This is a genomic window from Afipia broomeae ATCC 49717 (assembly GCF_000314675.2).
Taxonomy (GTDB): domain Bacteria; phylum Pseudomonadota; class Alphaproteobacteria; order Rhizobiales; family Xanthobacteraceae; genus Afipia; species Afipia broomeae.
The window spans coordinates 300345-318530 of record NZ_KB375284.1 but is presented as its reverse complement, the minus strand read 5'-3'; the positions used below and the strand labels follow the sequence as shown (position 1 = coordinate 318530).

Annotated in this window: 14 protein-coding genes; 8 read left to right on the top strand and 6 right to left on the bottom strand. The window is 62.9% G+C overall.

Features of this window, described 5'->3' with window-relative positions:
* Positions 1 to 8: 8 nt before the first annotated feature.
* Both HMPREF9695_RS21000 and HMPREF9695_RS20995 read right to left on the bottom strand, forming a co-directional pair.
* A complete protein-coding gene (locus tag HMPREF9695_RS21000) occupies positions 9 to 3305 on the bottom strand; it encodes a tetratricopeptide repeat protein (protein WP_006022913.1) in 3297 nt (1098 codons plus the stop codon).
* Positions 3306 to 3500: 195 nt separating this feature from the next.
* Positions 3501 to 4217: a TetR/AcrR family transcriptional regulator gene (locus HMPREF9695_RS20995; protein WP_245258800.1), complete on the bottom strand. Its 717-nt coding sequence runs from the start codon at positions 4215 to 4217 to the stop codon at positions 3501 to 3503.
* Positions 4218 to 4319: 102 nt separating this feature from the next.
* Between HMPREF9695_RS20995 and HMPREF9695_RS20990 the strand changes: the two genes are divergently transcribed.
* From HMPREF9695_RS20990 to HMPREF9695_RS20980, 3 genes are all read left to right on the top strand, one after another.
* Positions 4320 to 6113 carry an acyl-CoA dehydrogenase C-terminal domain-containing protein gene (locus HMPREF9695_RS20990; protein ID WP_006022911.1) on the top strand — a complete coding sequence of 598 codons (1794 nt, stop codon included), beginning with the start codon at positions 4320 to 4322 and terminating at the stop codon, positions 6111 to 6113.
* 81 nt (positions 6114 to 6194) lie between these two features.
* The gene (locus HMPREF9695_RS20985; RefSeq protein WP_006022910.1) at positions 6195 to 7403 is read left to right on the top strand and encodes an acetyl-CoA C-acetyltransferase; all 1209 of its coding nucleotides are present in this window, start codon (positions 6195 to 6197) and stop codon (positions 7401 to 7403) included.
* An 11-nt stretch (positions 7404 to 7414) separates the two neighbouring features.
* Entirely contained in the window at positions 7415 to 9628 is a 2214-nt protein-coding gene (locus HMPREF9695_RS20980) for a 3-hydroxyacyl-CoA dehydrogenase NAD-binding domain-containing protein (protein WP_006022909.1), read from the top strand.
* A gap of 214 nt (positions 9629 to 9842) precedes the next feature.
* Here the strand turns inward: HMPREF9695_RS20980 and gstA are convergent, their stop codons facing one another.
* Positions 9843 to 10457, bottom strand: a complete 615-nt coding sequence (gene gstA / locus HMPREF9695_RS20975; protein WP_006022908.1) for a glutathione transferase GstA — start codon at positions 10455 to 10457, stop codon at positions 9843 to 9845.
* Positions 10458 to 10597: 140 nt separating this feature from the next.
* Between gstA and HMPREF9695_RS20970 the strand changes: the two genes are divergently transcribed.
* From HMPREF9695_RS20970 to HMPREF9695_RS20955, 4 genes are all read left to right on the top strand, one after another.
* Positions 10598 to 11113 carry a MarR family winged helix-turn-helix transcriptional regulator gene (locus tag HMPREF9695_RS20970; RefSeq protein ID WP_006022907.1) on the top strand — a complete coding sequence of 172 codons (516 nt, stop codon included), beginning with the start codon at positions 10598 to 10600 and terminating at the stop codon, positions 11111 to 11113.
* Between the two features lie 99 nt (positions 11114 to 11212).
* Positions 11213 to 12583, top strand: coding sequence for a glutamate--cysteine ligase (locus tag HMPREF9695_RS20965; RefSeq protein ID WP_006022905.1), 1371 nt, complete (start codon positions 11213 to 11215; stop codon positions 12581 to 12583).
* 131 nt (positions 12584 to 12714) lie between these two features.
* Entirely contained in the window at positions 12715 to 13287 is a 573-nt protein-coding gene (locus HMPREF9695_RS20960) for a PAN domain-containing protein (RefSeq protein WP_006022904.1), read from the top strand.
* Between the two features lie 72 nt (positions 13288 to 13359).
* Positions 13360 to 13716 (top strand): hypothetical protein, encoded by a 357-nt coding sequence (locus HMPREF9695_RS20955; RefSeq protein WP_006022903.1) that lies wholly within the window; start codon positions 13360 to 13362, stop codon positions 13714 to 13716.
* Between the two features lie 190 nt (positions 13717 to 13906).
* Here the strand turns inward: HMPREF9695_RS20955 and lepB are convergent, their stop codons facing one another.
* The 3 genes from lepB to HMPREF9695_RS20940 all read right to left on the bottom strand — a co-directional run bounded on the left by lepB (position 13907) and on the right by HMPREF9695_RS20940 (position 16760).
* A complete protein-coding gene (gene lepB / locus HMPREF9695_RS20950) occupies positions 13907 to 14686 on the bottom strand; it encodes a signal peptidase I (protein ID WP_006022902.1) in 780 nt (259 codons plus the stop codon).
* Positions 14687 to 14724: 38 nt separating this feature from the next.
* The gene (gene tldD / locus HMPREF9695_RS20945) at positions 14725 to 16164 is read right to left on the bottom strand and encodes a metalloprotease TldD (protein ID WP_006022901.1); all 1440 of its coding nucleotides are present in this window, start codon (positions 16162 to 16164) and stop codon (positions 14725 to 14727) included.
* 98 nt (positions 16165 to 16262) lie between these two features.
* Positions 16263 to 16760, bottom strand: a complete 498-nt coding sequence (locus HMPREF9695_RS20940) for an invasion associated locus B family protein (protein ID WP_051055054.1) — start codon at positions 16758 to 16760, stop codon at positions 16263 to 16265.
* 504 nt (positions 16761 to 17264) lie between these two features.
* Between HMPREF9695_RS20940 and coxB the strand changes: the two genes are divergently transcribed.
* Positions 17265 to 18113, top strand: a complete 849-nt coding sequence (coxB, locus tag HMPREF9695_RS20935; RefSeq protein ID WP_006022899.1) for a cytochrome c oxidase subunit II — start codon at positions 17265 to 17267, stop codon at positions 18111 to 18113.
* Positions 18114 to 18186 lie beyond the last annotated feature (73 nt).

Below are 18186 nucleotides of genomic sequence, written 5' to 3'. Positions count from 1 at the left end.
TCGGGGATTTACGGGACGCGGCTCGCGCTCTTAGCGGCCGTCTTGGCGGCCGGCTTCGCCGCTGGGGTTGCAGGCGCGGCAACGTCCCATCCGCCGGCAGGCGCGCCAACGCCGGTGGCCTCGTCTGGCTGTGCTTCGGGCACGAAAGTCTGTGTCGCGAGCTTCGCTGCGGCAAGCGACTGGGCATCGAGGCGCTTGGCGATGTCATCCCGCTTGCGGCCGGAATCCGCGTCGCCTTGGGCCGCGGCCAGGCTGAACCACTTGAAGGATTCAGCGAGATTCTGTTCCACGCCGATGCCGCGGGCGTAGAGAATTCCGAGATTGAACTGGCTGTCCGCGACGCCGCGTTCGGCCGCCTTGCGGAACCATTGCGACGCGCTCTTGTAGTTCGGTCCCGCACCGCCGCCGTCAGCGTCGAGCACCGCGAGATTGTGCATGGCCTTGGCGCTGCCCTTCTCGGCGGCCTGCAGGTAGAGGTTGCGCGCGGTCTCGACGTCTTTCTTGAGACCGAGACCCTTCTCGTACAGCGTGCCAAGACGGAATGTCGCCGGGACGATGCCGCCCTCCGAGGCGCGCTCATACCATTTCGCGGCCGTGGCATAGTCCGATGCAACACCGCGGCCTTCGGCGTAGCGCACGCCGATTTCAAAGGCTGCACCCGGCTCGCCCCTGTTGGCCGCGTTACGCAGCGCGGCGCTGCCGATCGTCTCGGGCAACTTGTCCGCGACCGGGGTCAGCTTGATCTTTGGATTGGTCTTCGGCGCGGGCGGGACTGTCACGGAAACCCGTTCACGCGGCGTGGCGATCGAGCCGGTGACATCGGGCGCAGCAGGAGCGGCAGCAGGCATGGCGACAGGTTCAGCCGGTGCCGCAGCGGGGATCGCCGGCATCTGGGGGACGGAAATGATCTGTGGGCCGCTCATCGGCGACTGGCGCGTGAGCAGCGTCGGCGACGTCATCGACGGCGTGATCGCAGGCGAAGCATCGGAGCGCGGTCCGTCTTCCGGCGCAGGCGGTGGTGCCGGCGGCGTCACGCTGGATTCGGCGGGGAGCGACGAGTTCGAACTGTCGTGTCCGCTCAGCAGGTTCATACCCATCTTGACGGTGCCGAGCACGATCACGACCACGCTCGCGCCCACCAGGAGCGCGCGGATCTTCGAGGAGATGCCGGAATCTCCGATCGCCGCAGCCTTGGCGGCGTTGCGGGCAGCATCGTTGAGCGCGGTCACGCGGTTTGGTTTCTGCCCCGTTGCCGCGGGGGGTGCAGCAGCGGCGGCCTGCGCGGCGCGGCGTGCGGCCTGAATGAAATTGGTCGAGCTGACGGGTTCTTGCTTGCTCGCGGAAATCTCGTTCAGAACGATTTCCGACGCGGCAATGCGCTCCGACGGACTGGATCCGCCGCGCGATGCTTGCACGCGGGTTCCGGGCTCAAGCGGATGATCCGGCGGCAGGCTGGGATCGATCGGGCTGCGCGGGCTTGGCGGCGGGCGCACCGATGCGGGTGCGGCGGAAGGCGCTTCCACGCGGGAAGGCGGCGCGATGTCGAGTGCCTGCGCGGCAGATTGCGCCACTTGCGGACGTGCGATGGGAGCCTGCGCCGCAGCCGGATTTGGCATTTCGGGACGCGGCACCGGCGCGAAGGATGTTGTCGGACGCGGCGGCTCCGGCGCATAAGCCTCGCGCGCGCGGGGTTCGGGCATCGCCTGTTCGCGCGGCATCTCGCGCGGTGCGGAAGCCGTTCGGGCATTGCGCAGGTCGCCCTCGATCTGAGCCAGCCGATCGACGACGTGGCCGAGCGTATTGTGAACCGCTTCGAGCGAGTCCTGCGTATTCCGGTTGGTTTCCGACTGGCTGAAACGGATGTCGGTCAGTTCGCGCTTGATGGCATCGACAAGCTCGCTGTCCATCGGAGGCGCCATGCGCAGGCCTGGATCTGCGGCTGCGCTGCTAGTGCGCTGATTTTCAAGATGACGGAGAATGTCGGACAGGCCTTCCTCGACCCGTGCGAGATTGCCGCCGCGGGTCTCGGAGGCTTCAAGCCGTTCGAGCAGATGATGGACGCGCTGCTCGACATGGCTGAGCGAAGCGGCGCTGTCGTTGCCGACCTGAAGGTTGTCGAGCCGGTCCGAAATCGTGCGGACGGCATTGTCAAAATAGACGGTGTCGCCCGCGGGCGGACGGTCGCGCTGCTCAAGCGCCGTGGTCAGCACGGCGATACGCTGTTCGAGCGCCGACAGAATGTCGTTGCTGCCGCCGGCTCGTGCGAGCTGATCGACCTTGACCGACAGTGTCTGGACATGACCGGCGAGTTCGTTCAGCGCGTCATTCGATGCGACATTCGAGACGATTACCTTGAGCGCGGCGATGGCGTCTTCAAGCTGCCGAACCGTTGCCGGATCGTGGCTGGACCGCACGATGGTGTCGATCTTGTCGCCAAGATTGCGGATTGCGTCGTCAAAGCCGGCGAGCTGTTCGGCGGGCTTGAGTGCGCGCAGTTCGCTGTAGATGTCGGACAGTGCGCGTTCGATGCCGGACAGCGCCGTGCTGTCGATGCCGCTGGACCGCGTCTCATCGATGCGCCGTCCGAGCGAGCGGATTTCGCCTTCGAGGGATTCGATCGCGCGGCGCGGCATCGCCTCGGTGATCGCCTGCCGGATCTCACTCAGCTCGCTGCGGAACGAGGCAATCGACTGCTCGATGCCATCGGGCCGGCGCAGCATTTCGATCTGGCTGGTGATCTGGGACAACTGCCGTTCGAGGCCGGAGAAGTCGGCCTGCGGCTGGATCGGTGGTGCATGGTTCACGAACGACGGCGGCGGCATCCGCGTGGACGATTGCGGCATGGCACGAGGCGCACCGTCGAGTTCGCCCTGCCGCGCAACGATTTCCGCGATGGAGAAATCCATCGGAGACAAACTGGGCGACATCGCGGGCGGCATGACAGGGGCAGTGCGGGCGGCCGGAGCAGCCTGATAGGGCGGATGAGAGGACGGAGTGCCGGCCGAGATCTGCGACAGCCGCGCGTCCAGCCGCGAAATGGCGTCGTTCAATTGCCGGGCCACGGCAGGATCGTTTTTCGGGGCACCCGGAGCACGCGACATGTGCTCGACCTGGCGGCTGATGGAGTCCAGCCGCTTGTGAATTTCGGCGACGTCCTGGGCTTCGCGGGGTGCGGCTGCGGGCGTGCCAATTGCCGAATTCAGCCAATCGCCCAAGGACATACCGGCACGGCGCGCGGAAGCTTCGGCCCTTTCGCGGACCGATGGCTCGATTCCGTCAACACTCCACGATACGCGCGCTGTCATGCCTTGGTCCGGTCTTGGCGCTGGCTCCTGCCAGTGCGCTTCAGACCCCCGCGTCCCATTGAAGAGACAATCAAATTTCGACGCGAGACGTCTGTTTCCAGCCCCGACTTTTTCGCGTTACGGTAAATACCGGGTTAATGAAACGGCTGCGGCCGGATTATTAATTCGGCCTTATGACTTTGTGGGCCGGAGGCGTCAGTTCGAGGACGGCCGGGTGAACAGGCCGCTGAGATCGCCGAGATCCGCTTCGGTGATCGTTCCATGAGCGGAATTCATGACCGACGACTGCCCGATATAGGCCCAGTAAATGAACTCCGCGCGGGGCATCGACGCCTTGGCGTCAACGCCGGATTCGCGAAGAAGTTTGGCGATATAGGCGACACGCTTGGCATCGACAGTTGAGACAACCTTGGCGGCATCGGCATCCGTGGCAGCCCATGAGCGGAAGGCGCGATCGAGGCTTCTGTCTTCCTTGAAGGCCAATTTCATCAAATAAGTCAGCCGCGCAGGTCCCGTGATCGATGAATCGATCTCGCGGACCACGCCATCCGTCGCGCGTTCTTGCCAGGTCGCCAGAAGCTGGGTGCGAAAATCGGCAATGCTCTCGAAATGCCAGTAGAAGCTGCCCCTTGAAACCTGCAGTCCCTCGGCCAGCATGCCGGTCTTCAGGGCGGCGGCGCCTTGGCGGGCAAGAGTCCGCAGCCCGTGGGCAATCCATTGCTCGCGGGTGAGGCGGTCTTTCGAGAGTGAAGATTCGGCAGTTTCAACCATGCACAAGTGTATTGACACAAAACGGCGCACCACGCTAGGCTCCGTACAGATGTGTACGGAGAAATGTGACACTGGAACTGGCGTCGGTATGAATGGTGCCCGATACTCTCGCGCCTGCTGATGACGGCGCGTATCGCGCATTTCCATGTCATGGTGAGGTCATCGACGGCAGTCCATTTGCTCAAGCGACGCATCGCCAACAATTCGCGCATCCACGTCCAATTGTGAGCCGAGAGACATTCCATGACGATCTATAAAGCCCCCGTCGAAGACGTGACCTTCCTTCTCAACGACGTCTTTCAGATCGACAAATACAACAACCTTCCAGGCTTCAGCGACGCGACGGCGGATGTCCGCGCCGCGATTTTTGACGAGGCCGCCAAGTTCGCCGAGCAGGTGCTTCATCCGCTGAACCATAGCGGCGACCTCGAAGGCTGCACGCGCCACGACGATGGCCGTGTCACGACGCCCAAGGGATTCAAGGAAGCGTTCAAGCAATTCGCCGATGGCGGCTGGATCGGTCTGGCGGCTCCGCAGGAATACGGCGGGCAGGGCCTGCCGGCGTCGCTGTCGGAAACCGTCAGCGAATTCATGTCGTCGGCCAACATGGCCTTCGGCATGTACGGCGGCCTGACCCAGGGCGCGATGGCGGCGCTTCTCGTGCACGGCACGCCGGAGCAGAAGAAAACCTTTGTGCCGAACATGGTCACCGGCAAATGGACCGGCACCATGAACCTCACCGAGCCGCAATGCGGCACCGACCTCGGTCTGATGCGCACCAAGGCGGTCAAGCAGGCCGACGGCACCTACAAGATCACCGGCACCAAGATTTTCATCTCCGGTGGTGAGCAGGATCTCACGGAGAACATCGTTCACCTCGTCCTCGCGCGTATCGAAGGCGCGCCGGCCGGCATCAAGGGCGTCTCGCTGTTCGTCGTTCCGAAAATGAAGCTCAACGCCGACGGCTCACTCAGCGGCGAGCCGAACGGTGTGTCGTGCGGCTCGATCGAACACAAGATGGGCATTCACGGCAATTCGACCTGCGTGCTGAATTTCGACAACGCGGTGGGAACGCTGGTTGGCCTTGAGAACAAGGGCATGGAGGCGATGTTCGTGATGATGAACGAGGCGCGCCTCGGCGTCGGCGTTCAGGGCCTGTCGCAGTCCGAAGTCGCGTACCAGAACGCAGCCGCCTACGCGAAAGACCGCCTGCAGGGCCGCTCCATCAGCGGCGTGAAAGCTCCCGACAAGCCTGCCGATCCGATCATCGTTCACCCCGACGTGCGGCGCACGCTGATGTCGATCCGCGCGTTCAACGAGGGCGCCCGCGCTCTTGTGGTGTGGACATCGCTGAAAGGCGACGTGGCGCATCGCTCCGACGATCCGAAGGAGCGCGAGGCCGCCGACGACCACATGGGCCTTCTGACGCCGGTCATCAAAGGCGTGCTGACCGATCAGGGCTTTGCCAACGCGGTTGCCGCCCAGCAGATGTTCGGCGGTCACGGCTTCATCGTCGAGACCGGCGTCGAACAGTTCGTGCGCGATGCGCGCATCACGATGCTGTACGAAGGCGCCAATGGCATCCAGGCGCTGGATCTGGTCGGCCGCAAGCTCGGCCGCGCCGGCGGACGTGCGATCACCACGTTCTTCAACGAAGTCGCGGCCTTCTCCAAGGAGAACGCCGCCAATGAAGCGATGAAGCCCTACATCGCGCCGCTCAGCGCGGCGGTGAAGGATCTTCAGCAGGCGACCATGTGGCTGATGCAGAATGCGATGGCCAAGCCGGACAATGCCGGTGCGGCGTCCACCGACTACATGCATCTCTTCGGTCTGGTTGCGATCGGCTACATGTGGGCGCGCATGGCGAAAGTCGCGCAGGACAAGCTGGCGGAATCCGGCGAGCAGCCCTACCTGAAGTCCAAGCTGGTGACAGGCAGGTTCTTCATGGAGCGGATGCTCCCTGAAACCGCGCTGCGTCTCTCGCGCATCAAGAGCGGCGCGGACTCCATGATGGAATTGTCTGCCGAGGCGTTCTGAGCTTTCAAGTTTCCTCGCGCCGGGCTCCGGCGCGAGGTCCTATGCAAATTCATCAATCACCGGGATTCCAGGGAGGGCGTCATGCCTGAGGCATTTATCTACGATCATGTCCGCACGCCGCGCGGCAAAGGCAAATCCGACGGCTCGCTGCACGAAGTCACAGCGCTGGCGCTGGCGACCGCGCCGCTGAAGGCCCTCAAGGAACGAAACAATCTCCAGGAAGATACGGTCGATGACGTGATCCTCGGTGTGGTCGACCCGGTCGGCGAGGCCGGCGGCGACATCGCGCGCTTCGCAGCGCTGGGCGCCGGTCTCGGCGAGGCGGTTCCGGGGATCCAGATCAGCCGCTTCTGTGCCTCCGGTCTTGACGCCGTCAACTTCGCTGCCGCACAGGTCATGTCGGGGCAGCACGAACTCACCATCGGCGGCGGCGCGGAATCCATGAGCCGCGTCGGCATTCTGTCGTCGGGCACGGCGTGGCCGGTGGATCCCTCCATGGCGGTGCCGAGCTACTTCATGCCGCAGGGCGTGGCGGCGGATCTGATCGCCACCAAGTACGGCTTCTCCCGCGATGACGTCGATGCCTACGCCGTGCAAAGCCAGGATCGCGCAGCGAAGGCGTGGAGCGAAGGACGCTTCAAGAACTCCGTGGTTCCGGTGAAGGACATCAACGGCATCACCATTCTCGACAAGGACGAGCATATGCGTCCGGGGACGACGATGCAGTCGCTCGCACAGTTGCAGCCGTCGTTCGCCGTAATGGGCACCATGGGCGGCTTCGATGCCGTCGCCGTGCAGTCGCATCCGGAAATCGAGGGCGTGAACTACGTGCACCACGCCGGCAATTCGTCGGGCATTGTTGATGGCGCCGCCGCTGTGCTGCTCGGCAGCGCCGAAGCCGGCAAGAAGCGCGGCCTGAAGCCGCGCGCCAAGATTCGTGCGTTCGCCAATATCGGCTCCGAACCTGCGATGATGCTGACCGGTCCGGTCGATGTCACCAAGAAGGTGCTGGAGCGTTCCGGCATGAAGCTGTCGGACATCGATCTGTTCGAACTCAACGAGGCGTTCGCCTCGGTGGTGCTGCGCTACATCCAGGCCTTCGACATCGACAATGAGAAGATCAATGTCAACGGCGGCGCGATCGCCATGGGCCATCCGCTCGGCGCGACCGGCGCGATGATCCTCGGCACCGTGCTCGACGAGCTTGAGCGCACCAACAAATCCACCGCTCTTGTCACGCTGTGTATCGGCGGCGGCATGGGCACCGCGACCATCATCGAGCGCGTTTGAGGATCAATCACATGACCTACAAGAATTTCAAGGTTGAGACCGACGCCGACGGCATTGCGCTGGTGACGTGGGATATTCCCGGCAAGTCGATGAACGTGCTGGACGAAACCACCGGCACCGAGCTCGCCGCGATCGTCGATGCGACCACCAAGGACGCAGCGATCAAGGGTGTCGTCATCACCTCCGGCAAGGAAGCGTTCTCCGGCGGCGCCGACCTGACCATGCTGGAAGGCATGAACCGCAATCACGCGGAGATGCTCAAGACCAAGGGTGAAGAAGCCGCCAACAAGTACGTGTTCGACGAAGTCTCCAGGCTTTCGCAGAACCTGCGCAAGATCGAGACCTCGGGCAAGCCGTGGGTTGCAGCGATCAACGGCCTCGCCTTCGGCGGCGCATTCGAACTGGCGCTGGCCTGTCACTATCGCGTTGCGTCGGACAATCCGAAGACCCGTCTCGGCCTGCCGGAGATCAAGGTCGGTCTGTTTCCGGGCGGCGGCGGCACGCAGCGGCTCCCGCGCATGATCCAGCCGATGGAAGCGGTGCAGATGTTGCTCAAGGGCGACGCCATCGATCTGAAGAAGGCCACGGCACTCGGCATCGTCGGCGCGGTGGTGCCTGCGGCGGATCTGATCAAGACCGCGAAAGACTGGATCAAGGCCGGCGGCAAGGCCGTCGCGCCGTGGGACGAGAAGGGCTTCAAGCTGCCCGGCGGTGCAGTCTATTCCAAGGCCGGCATGCAGTTCTTCCCGCCGGCAAATGCGATCCTGCGACGCGAGACCTACGACAACTATCCTGCCGCGCGCGCGATCATGCAGTGCGTCTATGAAGGCTTGCAGTTGCCGATGGATGCGGCGCTGCGCGTCGAGTCGCGTTACTTCTCCAAGATCCTGCGTTCGAAGGAAGCGGCGGCGATGATCCGCTCGCTGTTCGTCTCGATGCAGGAACTGAACAAGGGCGCGCGCCGTCCCGCCAACGTTCCGCCGACCAAGGTCAAGAAGCTCGCCGTGATCGGCGCAGGCTTCATGGGCGCCAGCGTCGGCTTCGTGTCGGCGCAGGCCGGCATCGACGTGGTGCTGATCGACCGCGATCAGGAAAGCGCCGACAAGGGCAAGGGTCACGCCAAGACCATGCTCGACGGCCAGATCGCCAAGGGCCGCATGAAGCAGGACAAGGCCGATGCCATCCTCGCCCGCATCACCGCTACGCCGGACTATAACGCGATCAAGGACTGCGATCTCGTGATCGAGGCCGTGTTCGAGGACCGCAAGGTCAAGGCCGAGACCTACGCCAAGGCCCAGCCGCTGCTGCGCGACGGCGCGATCTTCGCGTCCAACACCTCGACACTGCCGATCAACTCGCTCGCCGAGGAATGGAAGGATCAGTCGAAGTTCATCGGCATCCACTTCTTCTCGCCGGTCGAGAAGATGATGCTGGTGGAGATCATCGTGGGCAAGAATACAGGCGATCTGGCGCTGGCCACCGCGCTGGACTACGTGAGGCAGATCAACAAGACGCCGATCGTGGTCAATGACTCGCGCGGCTTCTTCGCCAACCGTTGCGTGCTGCGCTACATCTCCGAAGGCTACGAGATGTTCAAGGAAGGCGTGCCGCCTGCGATGATCGAGAACGTCGGCAAGATGGCCGGCATGCCGGTCGGCCCGCTCTCGCTCAACGACGAGGTTGCCATCGATCTGTCGCTGAAGATCCTCAAGGCCACCGAGGCCGACATGGGTCCGCAGGCCGTCGATCCGGAGCAGAAGGCGCTTCTGGTCGAGATGGTGGAGAAGCGCGGACGCTTCGGCCGCAAGAACGGCAAGGGCTTCTATGACTATCCCGAGAAGGGCAAGGGTCAGAAGAAGCTGTGGCCGGAATTGACCTCGCTGCAATCCAAGCATCTCGATCCGGATACGCTGGATGTCGAGGAGTTGAAGCAGCGTTTCCTCGTGGTGCAGGCGGTGGAGGCCGCGCGGACCGTCGAGGATCACGTCATCACCGATCCGCGCGAGGCCGATGTCGGCTCGATTCTCGGATTCGGCTTCGCGCCGTTCACCGGCGGCACGCTGTCCTACATCGACTTCATGGGCACCAAGAACTTCGTCGAACTGTGCCACAAGCTCGAGAAGAAGTACGGCTCGCGCTTCACACCGCCGAAGCTTCTGGAAGACATGGCGGCCAAGGGCGATACGTTCTACGGCCGCTTCGCACCGAAGAAGGCCGCGGCGTAATGGACTTCACCTCTCCCCCTTTACGGGAAGAGGTCGCCCGCATATGCGGGCGGGTGAGGGGCTCCTCACGAATTCCAGAAAGATTTGCCCCTCACCCCAACCCTCTCCCCGCAAGCGGGGAGAGGGAGAGCATCTTTGCCGCTGAGGGCGCATGGCAAAACAAAAGGCGGGATCATCGATCCCGCCTTTTTCATTCTCAAAGTTGCGAGCGCTCTTACGACGCTTTCAGCAGCCCCTCGGCGGTGAGGGCTTCCTGCACTTTCGGCCGCGCTGCAACACGCGCCTTGTAGCCAACCAGATTCGGCAGGCCCGAAATATCCAGGCCCACGCGATCCGCCCAGGCGAGCATCGTGAAGAGATAGGCGTCCGGCACGGTGAAGTGCTGGCCCATCACGTAATCCCGGCCCGTCAGCGCCTGATCGATGTACTTGAACTTGCCCATCAGGCGGTCCTTGAAGAACGCCTTGGTGTCGTCGGACAGGGCCGGCTGGAACAGCGGGCTGAAGTTCTTGTGCAGTTCGCTGGCGATGAAATTCAGCCATTCCTGCAGCTTGTAACGCTCGCTTGAGCCGTGGGCGGGCGCGAGGTTCTTGTGCGGCGCCTTGTCGGCGATCATCTGGACGATCACGGCGCCCTCCGTCAGCAGATCGCCGCTTTCCAGCCCGAGCGCCGGGACCTGGCCCTTGGGATTGACCTGGGTGTAGTCGCTACCGTCCTCGAGTTTCTTCGCCTTCAAGTCGACCCTGACCAGGTCGAACGGGAGACCGGCCTCTTTCAGGGCGATATGAGGGGACAGCGAGCAGGCGCCGGGCGAATAATACAGTTTCATGGGAGGTATCCCTTTTTAAAATTTGAACATTGGGGCATTGGCAAGGCCTATGACCGTCTCCTAAATGCAGGTATGTCAAGATTGATGCAACTGCATTTATTGGGGTAGGATCGGAAAAGCCCCAAGGCACGGACGACACCATGAAGCGCAAACCATCCACCGAAGCGACAGAGGTCTGGATCCGTCTGATGCGGGTTCAGGGCAAGGTGCTCGGCGCGGTCGAGCAGGATCTCAAGAAGGCCGGCTTTCCGCCGCTCGCCTGGTACGACGCGCTGCTCGAGCTGTCGCGCGCGCCAAGCGGTGAACTGCGTCCGGTCGAACTTGAGAAGCAGATGCTGCTGCCGCAGTATTCGACGTCGCGGCTGATCGATCGTCTGGTCGAGGAAGGTCTTGCCGCGCGGCGCGAATGCAAGATGGACAAGCGCGGCCTGTTCGTCGAGATCACGGATGCCGGACGCGAATTGCAGAAGAAGATGTGGAATTCATATTCCGCCGCGATCGAGCGGCATATCGGCTCGAAACTCTCCGACGCCGATGCCGTCAAGCTGAGCGGGTTGCTCGATCGCCTCGGATGTTGTGCGGGTGCGCCGCAGGCTGTCACTGTCACCAGAGAAGCCGTCAAAGAATCAGCCAAAGAAAACACGTCGGCGCGATGATCCTTTCTTTACCTCTCGCGGTTACGGATGCCCGCGTCCGTGGCATCCGCCTGCATCGTGCACTGACTGTCAAACCGAAGCCCCTTACCTGGATGTCCCATGGCGCGTGATCAGATCGATATGACACCGCTGGATTCGCGGGATGAACTGGTCGCTTGGCTGGAAGCCGGCGTAAAGCCGAAGTCCGAATTCCGCATTGGCACCGAACACGAGAAGACGCCGTTCACGCTGGAGGGCCACAGGCCCGTGCCTTATGAAGGCACGCGCGGCATTGGCGCTCTGCTGGAGGGAATGCAACTCCTGCTCGGCTGGGAGCCGATCACGGAGAACGGGAAAATCATCGGGCTGCATGACGTCACCGGTGGCGGGGCGATCTCGCTGGAGCCCGGCGGACAGTTTGAACTCTCCGGTGCTCCGGTCGAAAACGTGCACCAGACGTCTTCCGAACTGATGGCGCATCTGGCGCAGGTCCGCGAAGTCGCGACTCCGCTCGGAATCGGATTTCTTGGGCTGGGCATGACGCCGTCATGGTCGCGCAAGGAAATGCCGGTGATGCCGAAGGGGCGCTACCGGATCATGACCAACTACATGCCGAAAGTCGGTCAGTACGGCCTCGACATGATGTACCGGACCTGCACGGTGCAGACCAATCTCGATTTCTGTTCCGAAGCTGACATGGTCAAGAAGCTGCGCGTGTCGGTGGCGTTGCAGCCCGTCGCCACCGCGCTGTTCGCGAACTCGCCGTTCACCGAGGGCAAGCCGAACGGCTTTCTGTCGTTCCGTTCCGAAATCTGGCGCGACACCGATAACGCCCGCGCCGGCATGATTCCATGGGCGTTCGAGGACGGTATGGGTTTCGAGCGCTGGGTCGATTATGCGCTCGACGTGCCGATGTACTTCGTCAAGCGCGGCGACGACTACATCGACGTGTCCGGTTCGTCGTTCCGCGATTTCTTCGACGGCAAGAACAAGATGATGCCGGGCGAGAAGCCGACCCTGTCGGACTGGGCCAATCATCTCTCGACGATTTTCCCCGAGGTGCGCCTGAAGCGTTATCTCGAAATGCGCGGCTCCGACGGCGTGCCATGGCAGCAACTGCCGTCACTGCCGGCATTCTGGGTCGGGCTGCTCTACGACAACGACAGTCTCGAAGCGGCGTGGGACATCGCCAAGCGCTGGAATGCGCATGAGCGGCAGGCGCTGCGCGACGACGTACCGCGGCTCGGCTTCAAGGCGAAAATCGGCAACCGCTATCTGTTCGAGGTCGCCAAGGATTGCATGGCCTTGGCTCACAAGGGTCTGGCGCGGCGCGGCAAGATCGACCATCTCGGCCGCGACGAGACGCGGTATCTGGAGCCGCTGGATCACATCATGGATACGGGGCATACGCCGGCCGAGGAACTGCTTGAGAAGTTCAACGGCGCCTGGCGGCATTCCGTCGATCCGGTCTATAGCGAATACGCGTTTTAACTCAGCAAGTTACCGTCATCACGCGAATGTTGTTCCGGCATTTATCTGCCGTTCATCTGCCATACATCCGCGCGGCGATTGAATAGGCGTCACCAAAGTCATCACGCCTGTTCTCCGCTGAAAGCGATGGCATGCTTCCAATCTGCAATTTCAGATCATGCATCAGCTTTTGCGTTGCATTGGTAGCCGCGCTGGCGCTGTCGTGTCTTGTCAATGTTCAGCCAGCGCGTGCGCAGGCAAGCTTCGACCGTCCCGGCAATGATTATTTGCGGACACCGATCCCGTCGGGCGATCCAGCCCTGTGCGCTCTTCAATGCGAGCGTGATCGCCGCTGCCGCGCATGGAGCTTCAACTATCCGACGGTGAGTGACGAAAGCGCGATCTGCTGGCTCAAGAATGCCGTGCCGACACGGGTGCCGAGCAATTGTTGTGTCTCCGGCGTGCGGGGCGCAGGCGTTGTGGAGCCGCGCAACAGCGCGCTTGAGGTCGAGACCGACCGTCTCGGCGGTGATTATCGCAGTGTCGACGTGGACGTCGATCCGAAAGGCGAGACCTGCAAGACGGTGTGCGATGAGGATCAGAAATGCCGCGCATGGACCTATGCGCGGCCCGGCTATATCGGGAAATCAGCGCGCTGTTTCCTGAAAGACCACGTCAAACCGCCGCGCCGCAAGCCGGGGTTCATTTCCGGTGTGGTGCGATAGCCGGTTCCACAGCCAAACAATACTCCGATTTGGGCGTTAAGGCTGGGACCGAACCACGCCAGGAGCGTCCCGATGATGCCTGTCCGCGCCGCACCCGCCATTCTTTCGATCGTCGTGCTCACGAGCGCAGCCGCGCTCGCGCAGCGCGGGTGGGAGAGTTATGACGCCGGCCATCCGGTCACCGTGGAGGGGCCGATCCTGGTCAGCACGTTTGAGGATCCGCAGGCGACGATTTCTGTAAAGGGCGCTGACAAGATCTGGACGGTGACGCTGGCGCCTGTCTCGCAAATGATCGAGCGCGGCGTGAAGGCGGATCTTGTCGCGGTCGGGAAGAAGGTGTCGGCTTACGGATATCCGTCGAAAATCGAGATGAATGAAATGCGCGCCGAACGAATCTCGATGGACGGCAAGACCTACGAGCTGCGCTGACAAGGTCAGCGTTCGGGCAAACCCTCGAATGCCTTGAGCGCCTTTTTCGACGCCAATGTCCGCCATCGCCGCAACAGGAGCTTGCCGCGCACCTTAAGGGCAGGCAGGCCGTATCATATTCCGTCGGTGACCTCGGGCCACGTCAAAGCGAGGGCCCGGACATCATCGAACGTCATCGCTACGGGCCGGTTCAATGCACCGACGTGAACGATCGTGCGAGCCGAAAGCCGGATAGCCAGGTCCAGACCGGCTGGCTTTTCATGCCGAGGTCCCACGAGCCGACAATGGCATCAACGCGCCCGACCAGATTTTCGACCGGCAGCAATCCGACGCCGCCATCGGCGACAGTCACGCGGCTGTCGGAAGAATTGTCGCGGTTGTCACCCATGACAAACAGGTGGTCCGGCGGCACCGTGACCTCGCGGGTGTTGTCGAGGAAGCCGTGCTCTTTCAGCTTGAACAGGGTGTGCTCGCGCCCGCCCGGCAATGTTTCAGCAAAACGTGCGGCAGGTGTGACCCGGCCGTTTTCATCTTCAGCCTGACCGCGGCCGTCCGGCCGCATCGCGACCGGCTCGCCGTTGATCCACAGCCGGCCGTCGCGCATCTGCACGCGATCGCCGGGCAATCCGACCACGCGCTTGACCCAGACCTGCGATGTATCGCCGGGCCAGCGAAACACGACAACGTCGCCGCGATCGGGCAGGGCGCCGAACACCCGTCCCGTCGCGGGCAGCGCCACGTTCACCGGCAGCGATGCCGCGCTGTAACCGTAGGGATACTTCGACGCGAGCAGTGCGTCGCCGATCAGCAGCGTCGGCTCCATCGAGCCCGACGGCACATAGAACGGCTCGGCCAGCGCGCCCTTGGCGGCCATCACGACCAGAAATGCTGCAACGATCTCGGCCAGCGAGCGCATCCACGAACGGGACGGCTTTTGCGCGGCCGCGGTGGTGTCTTGCTGGTCGGACATGATCGTCTCCGTATGCCGAGGGTTTTCGAGGTCGCACGCTAGCCTGTGCCGCCGACCGTGATGCGGTCCATACGCAGCGTCGGCTGTCCGACGCCGACCGGCACGCCCTGGCCCTGCTTGCCGCAGGTGCCGATGCCGTCATCGAGCTTGAGATCGTTGCCGACCATCGAGATGCGATGCAGATCCGTTGGACCATTGCCGATCAGCATGGCGCCCTTCAGCGGCGCGCCGAGCTTGCCGTTCTCGATCTTGTAAGCCTCGGTGCACTGGAACACGTATTTGCCCGAGACGATGTCGACCTGACCGCCGCCGAAATTCGCGGCGAAGATTCCGTTCTTCACCGATGCGAGAATTTCCGCCGGATCGCGGCCGCCGGCGAGCATGTAGGTGTTTGTCATGCGCGGCATCGGCACGTGCGCGTAACTTTCACGGCGTCCGTTGCCGGTCGGCTTCATGTTCATCAGCCGCGCGTTCTGCCGGTCCTGCATGTAGCCGACAAGAATGCCGTCTTCGATCAGCACGGTGCGGTTGGTCGGCGTGCCTTCATCGTCAATGGAGAGCGAGCCGCGCTTCGACGAAATGGTGCCGTCATCAACCACGGTGACGCCCTTGGCCGCGACCTGCTGGCCCATCAATCCGGAGAATGCGGAGGTCTGCTTGCGGTTGAAATCGCCTTCGAGCCCGTGGCCGACAGCCTCATGCAGCATCACGCCGGGCCAGCCGGGACCGAGCACCACGTCCATTTCGCCCGCAGGCGCGGGGACTGATTCCAGATTGACCAGCGCCTGGCGGATTGCGCCGTCGGCGGCCGCGCGCCATGCCTTGGTTTCGATGAAGCGCGCATAGCCTTCGCGGCCGCCATACCCGGCGCTGCCGCTTTCCTGCCGATCGCCATTGCCTGCGACCACTGAAATGTTCACGCGCACCAGCGGCCGGATGTCGCGATAGCTCTCGCCATCGGGACGCACGATTTCAACCACCTGCCAGGTCGCGCCGAGCGACACGGAAACCTGCCGCACGCGCGGGTCCTTGTCGCGGACATAGGCGTCAATCTCGGCGAGCAGCTTGACCTTGGTCTCGAAGCTCTGGCCGTCGAGCGGATTTTCATCGCCATAAAGACGCGTGTTGGTATGGCCGGGCGCGGCGGCGAATGTTCCCGAATATCCGCCTCGCACGGCATTCACGGTGTCGGCGGCGCGGATCAGCGCCGGCAGCGAGACATCTGAGGAATGGGCGTAGCCGACAGCATCGTCCTTGACCGCGCGCAGGCCAAAACCCTGGGCCGTATCATAGGTCGCCTGCTTCAGACGGCCGTTGTCGAAACCGAGCCCTTCGGACTGGCGGTACTCAAGAAATAACTCGCCGTCATCGGCGCCCGCGAGGCCGCGCACGATTTCCTTGCGGACGGCATCGCGATCGAGCCCCGCGCGATCGATCAGGGACGTGGTCACGGGTACGGCGTCGGACGGATGGCTCATGAAGGAACTCCGGGATCGCGGGATTGCAGCGAGGATCAGGCCTTCAAGATAGGGACGATCATGCCGGAGGGCGAGGGGCCCGGACTATGGGCGGCTGCCTATGGCAGCTTGTCATAGCCCTCGCCGAGGCCCTTCAGGCTGAGCGGGAAGCCTATGCCTTCTTCCGGCGTCTCGAAAATAATGAAGGTCGCGGTCTTGGCGGTCTTGAGCTGGTTGAGCAGCGTATCTTCCATCACGACCTCGGCGACGCAGCCGTTGGGCAGGCAGCGCACGAAGCCGGCCCGTCCCACGTCCTTGTCGTCGAGCTTGAGGCCGAGGCCGGACGGCAGCAGCACGCCCAGCGGCGCGACCACCCGCATCAGCTTGCTCTTCTGGTCGGCGGTCTTGAGAATAATGACCGTGAGGCCCGCGTTGGAGCGGTCCTCGGCCACAACGCTTTGAATCAGGGCACATTGTTCGGCCTGCGCACCGGCGGGGGTGTCGCAGCGGATTTGCCAGTCGCCGTGGACCGATTTCACGGCTCCCTGCGCCTGAGCGGCGGCTGGGGCGGCCAAAACGGACATCCCTGCGACGATCGCAAGCCAGATCGGCGCCATCGCACGGCTGCGGATTGAGAAAGGTTGGTTTCGCACGCCCATCAGGCTCGATTCCTTGGCAATGATCTCGGCAATTCCCGACGATTCCGGCGGTTTCCCGCAGCTTGGCCCGCCTGATAGCTGGATTGACAGCGCAATGACGGCGTCTTGAGGGCAAGCCTGTTGAGGGCAAGGCCTATCGCCGGGATGCACCACCTCGCAGCCGCGAATCGGGCTTTCGCCGCATATCTGCCCGTGGGTACAACGGACAATCCAAGTGTCAAGCATTCTCCAGCCGCCGGACCGCCGGTTTTGGCCCATTTGCCAATGGGATTCAGGCTGTGCGCGCACCTTATTACGTGCATTGCGGTAGTCATGGAATTATGGTTTGAGAAGCGGGAAATTCGACGCGTTCTAACCTTTGGCCTTCGGCCGAAATCATGACCGCGGCTGATAAACAGGCTTAAGGCAGATCTCGCCGCCCGGTGGGATCGCTGGGGTGACGAGAGCAGGAGCGAGAGCGGCATGAAGATGTCGAAGGGCCAAAATGGCCGCCGAGTACTGGGTTTTGCGGTGGCTGCCACCGTGCTTGCCGCGGCCGGGGCAGCTTTCGCAGCAGGCGGGACACTGGGTCAGCCGTCGCCGTGGGAATATACGCTCCAGCCATCCGCCTCGCCGGTGATGGACAACATCACCTGGTTCCACAATTTCCTGCTCTGGATTATCACCGCGATCACGATTTTCGTCGCGATCCTGCTGGGCATCGTGGCGGTGAAGTTCAACGCCAGGGCCAACCCCGTTCCTTCCAAGACCACGCACAACACGCTGATCGAAGTGGTCTGGACCATTGTGCCGGTCCTGATTCTGGTCGGTATCGCCGTGCCGTCGTTCCGCCTGCTGTTCCAGCAGCTCGACATTCCGAAGGCCGATCTGACGATCAAGGCCACCGGCAAGCAGTGGTACTGGACCTACGCCTACCCGGATAACGGCAAGTTCGAATTCGATTCGCTGATGGTCGCCGACAAGGCGCCGCGTCTGCTGGCCGTGGACAACGAGGTTGTCGTGCCGGTGAACAAGGTGATCCGTGTCCAGACCACGGGCGCCGACGTGATCCATTCCTTTGCCATCCCGGCGTTCGGCATCAAGATCGACGCAGTCCCCGGCCGTCTCAACGAGACCTGGTTCAAGGCGACCAAGGAAGGCATGTATTACGGTCAGTGCTCCGAACTCTGCGGCAAGGACCACGCCTATATGCCGATCGCGATCAAGGTCGTGAACGATCAGGAATTCACCACCTGGGTCGAAGCGGCGAAGAAGAAGTACGCAGCCAACCCCGCGAATTCGTACGCGTCGATCGGGGCTGCTGCGCAGTAAGCGCATTGACGGACAAGGGCGGGCCGGGCGCACGGCGCTCACACCGCAAGGCTGACGGGACTGCAAGGCTTAA

Bases quoted from the DNA above. Each gene is read 5' to 3' on its own strand.
- HMPREF9695_RS21000 (WP_006022913.1), bottom strand. From the start codon at position 3,305: ATGACAGCGCGCGTATCGTGGAGTGTTGACGGAATCGAGCCATCGGTC.
- HMPREF9695_RS20995 (WP_245258800.1), bottom strand. From the start codon at position 4,217: ATGCGCGATACGCGCCGTCATCAGCAGGCGCGAGAGTATCGGGCACCA.
- HMPREF9695_RS20990 (WP_006022911.1), top strand. From the start codon at position 4,320: ATGACGATCTATAAAGCCCCCGTCGAAGACGTGACCTTCCTTCTCAAC.
- HMPREF9695_RS20985 (WP_006022910.1), top strand. From the start codon at position 6,195: ATGCCTGAGGCATTTATCTACGATCATGTCCGCACGCCGCGCGGCAAA.
- HMPREF9695_RS20980 (WP_006022909.1), top strand. From the start codon at position 7,415: ATGACCTACAAGAATTTCAAGGTTGAGACCGACGCCGACGGCATTGCG.
- gstA (WP_006022908.1), bottom strand. From the start codon at position 10,457: ATGAAACTGTATTATTCGCCCGGCGCCTGCTCGCTGTCCCCTCATATC.
- HMPREF9695_RS20970 (WP_006022907.1), top strand. From the start codon at position 10,598: ATGAAGCGCAAACCATCCACCGAAGCGACAGAGGTCTGGATCCGTCTG.
- HMPREF9695_RS20965 (WP_006022905.1), top strand. From the start codon at position 11,213: ATGGCGCGTGATCAGATCGATATGACACCGCTGGATTCGCGGGATGAA.
- HMPREF9695_RS20960 (WP_006022904.1), top strand. From the start codon at position 12,715: ATGCTTCCAATCTGCAATTTCAGATCATGCATCAGCTTTTGCGTTGCA.
- HMPREF9695_RS20955 (WP_006022903.1), top strand. From the start codon at position 13,360: ATGATGCCTGTCCGCGCCGCACCCGCCATTCTTTCGATCGTCGTGCTC.
- lepB (WP_006022902.1), bottom strand. From the start codon at position 14,686: ATGTCCGACCAGCAAGACACCACCGCGGCCGCGCAAAAGCCGTCCCGT.
- tldD (WP_006022901.1), bottom strand. From the start codon at position 16,164: ATGAGCCATCCGTCCGACGCCGTACCCGTGACCACGTCCCTGATCGAT.
- HMPREF9695_RS20940 (WP_051055054.1), bottom strand. From the start codon at position 16,760: ATGGCGCCGATCTGGCTTGCGATCGTCGCAGGGATGTCCGTTTTGGCC.
- coxB (WP_006022899.1), top strand. From the start codon at position 17,265: ATGAAGATGTCGAAGGGCCAAAATGGCCGCCGAGTACTGGGTTTTGCG.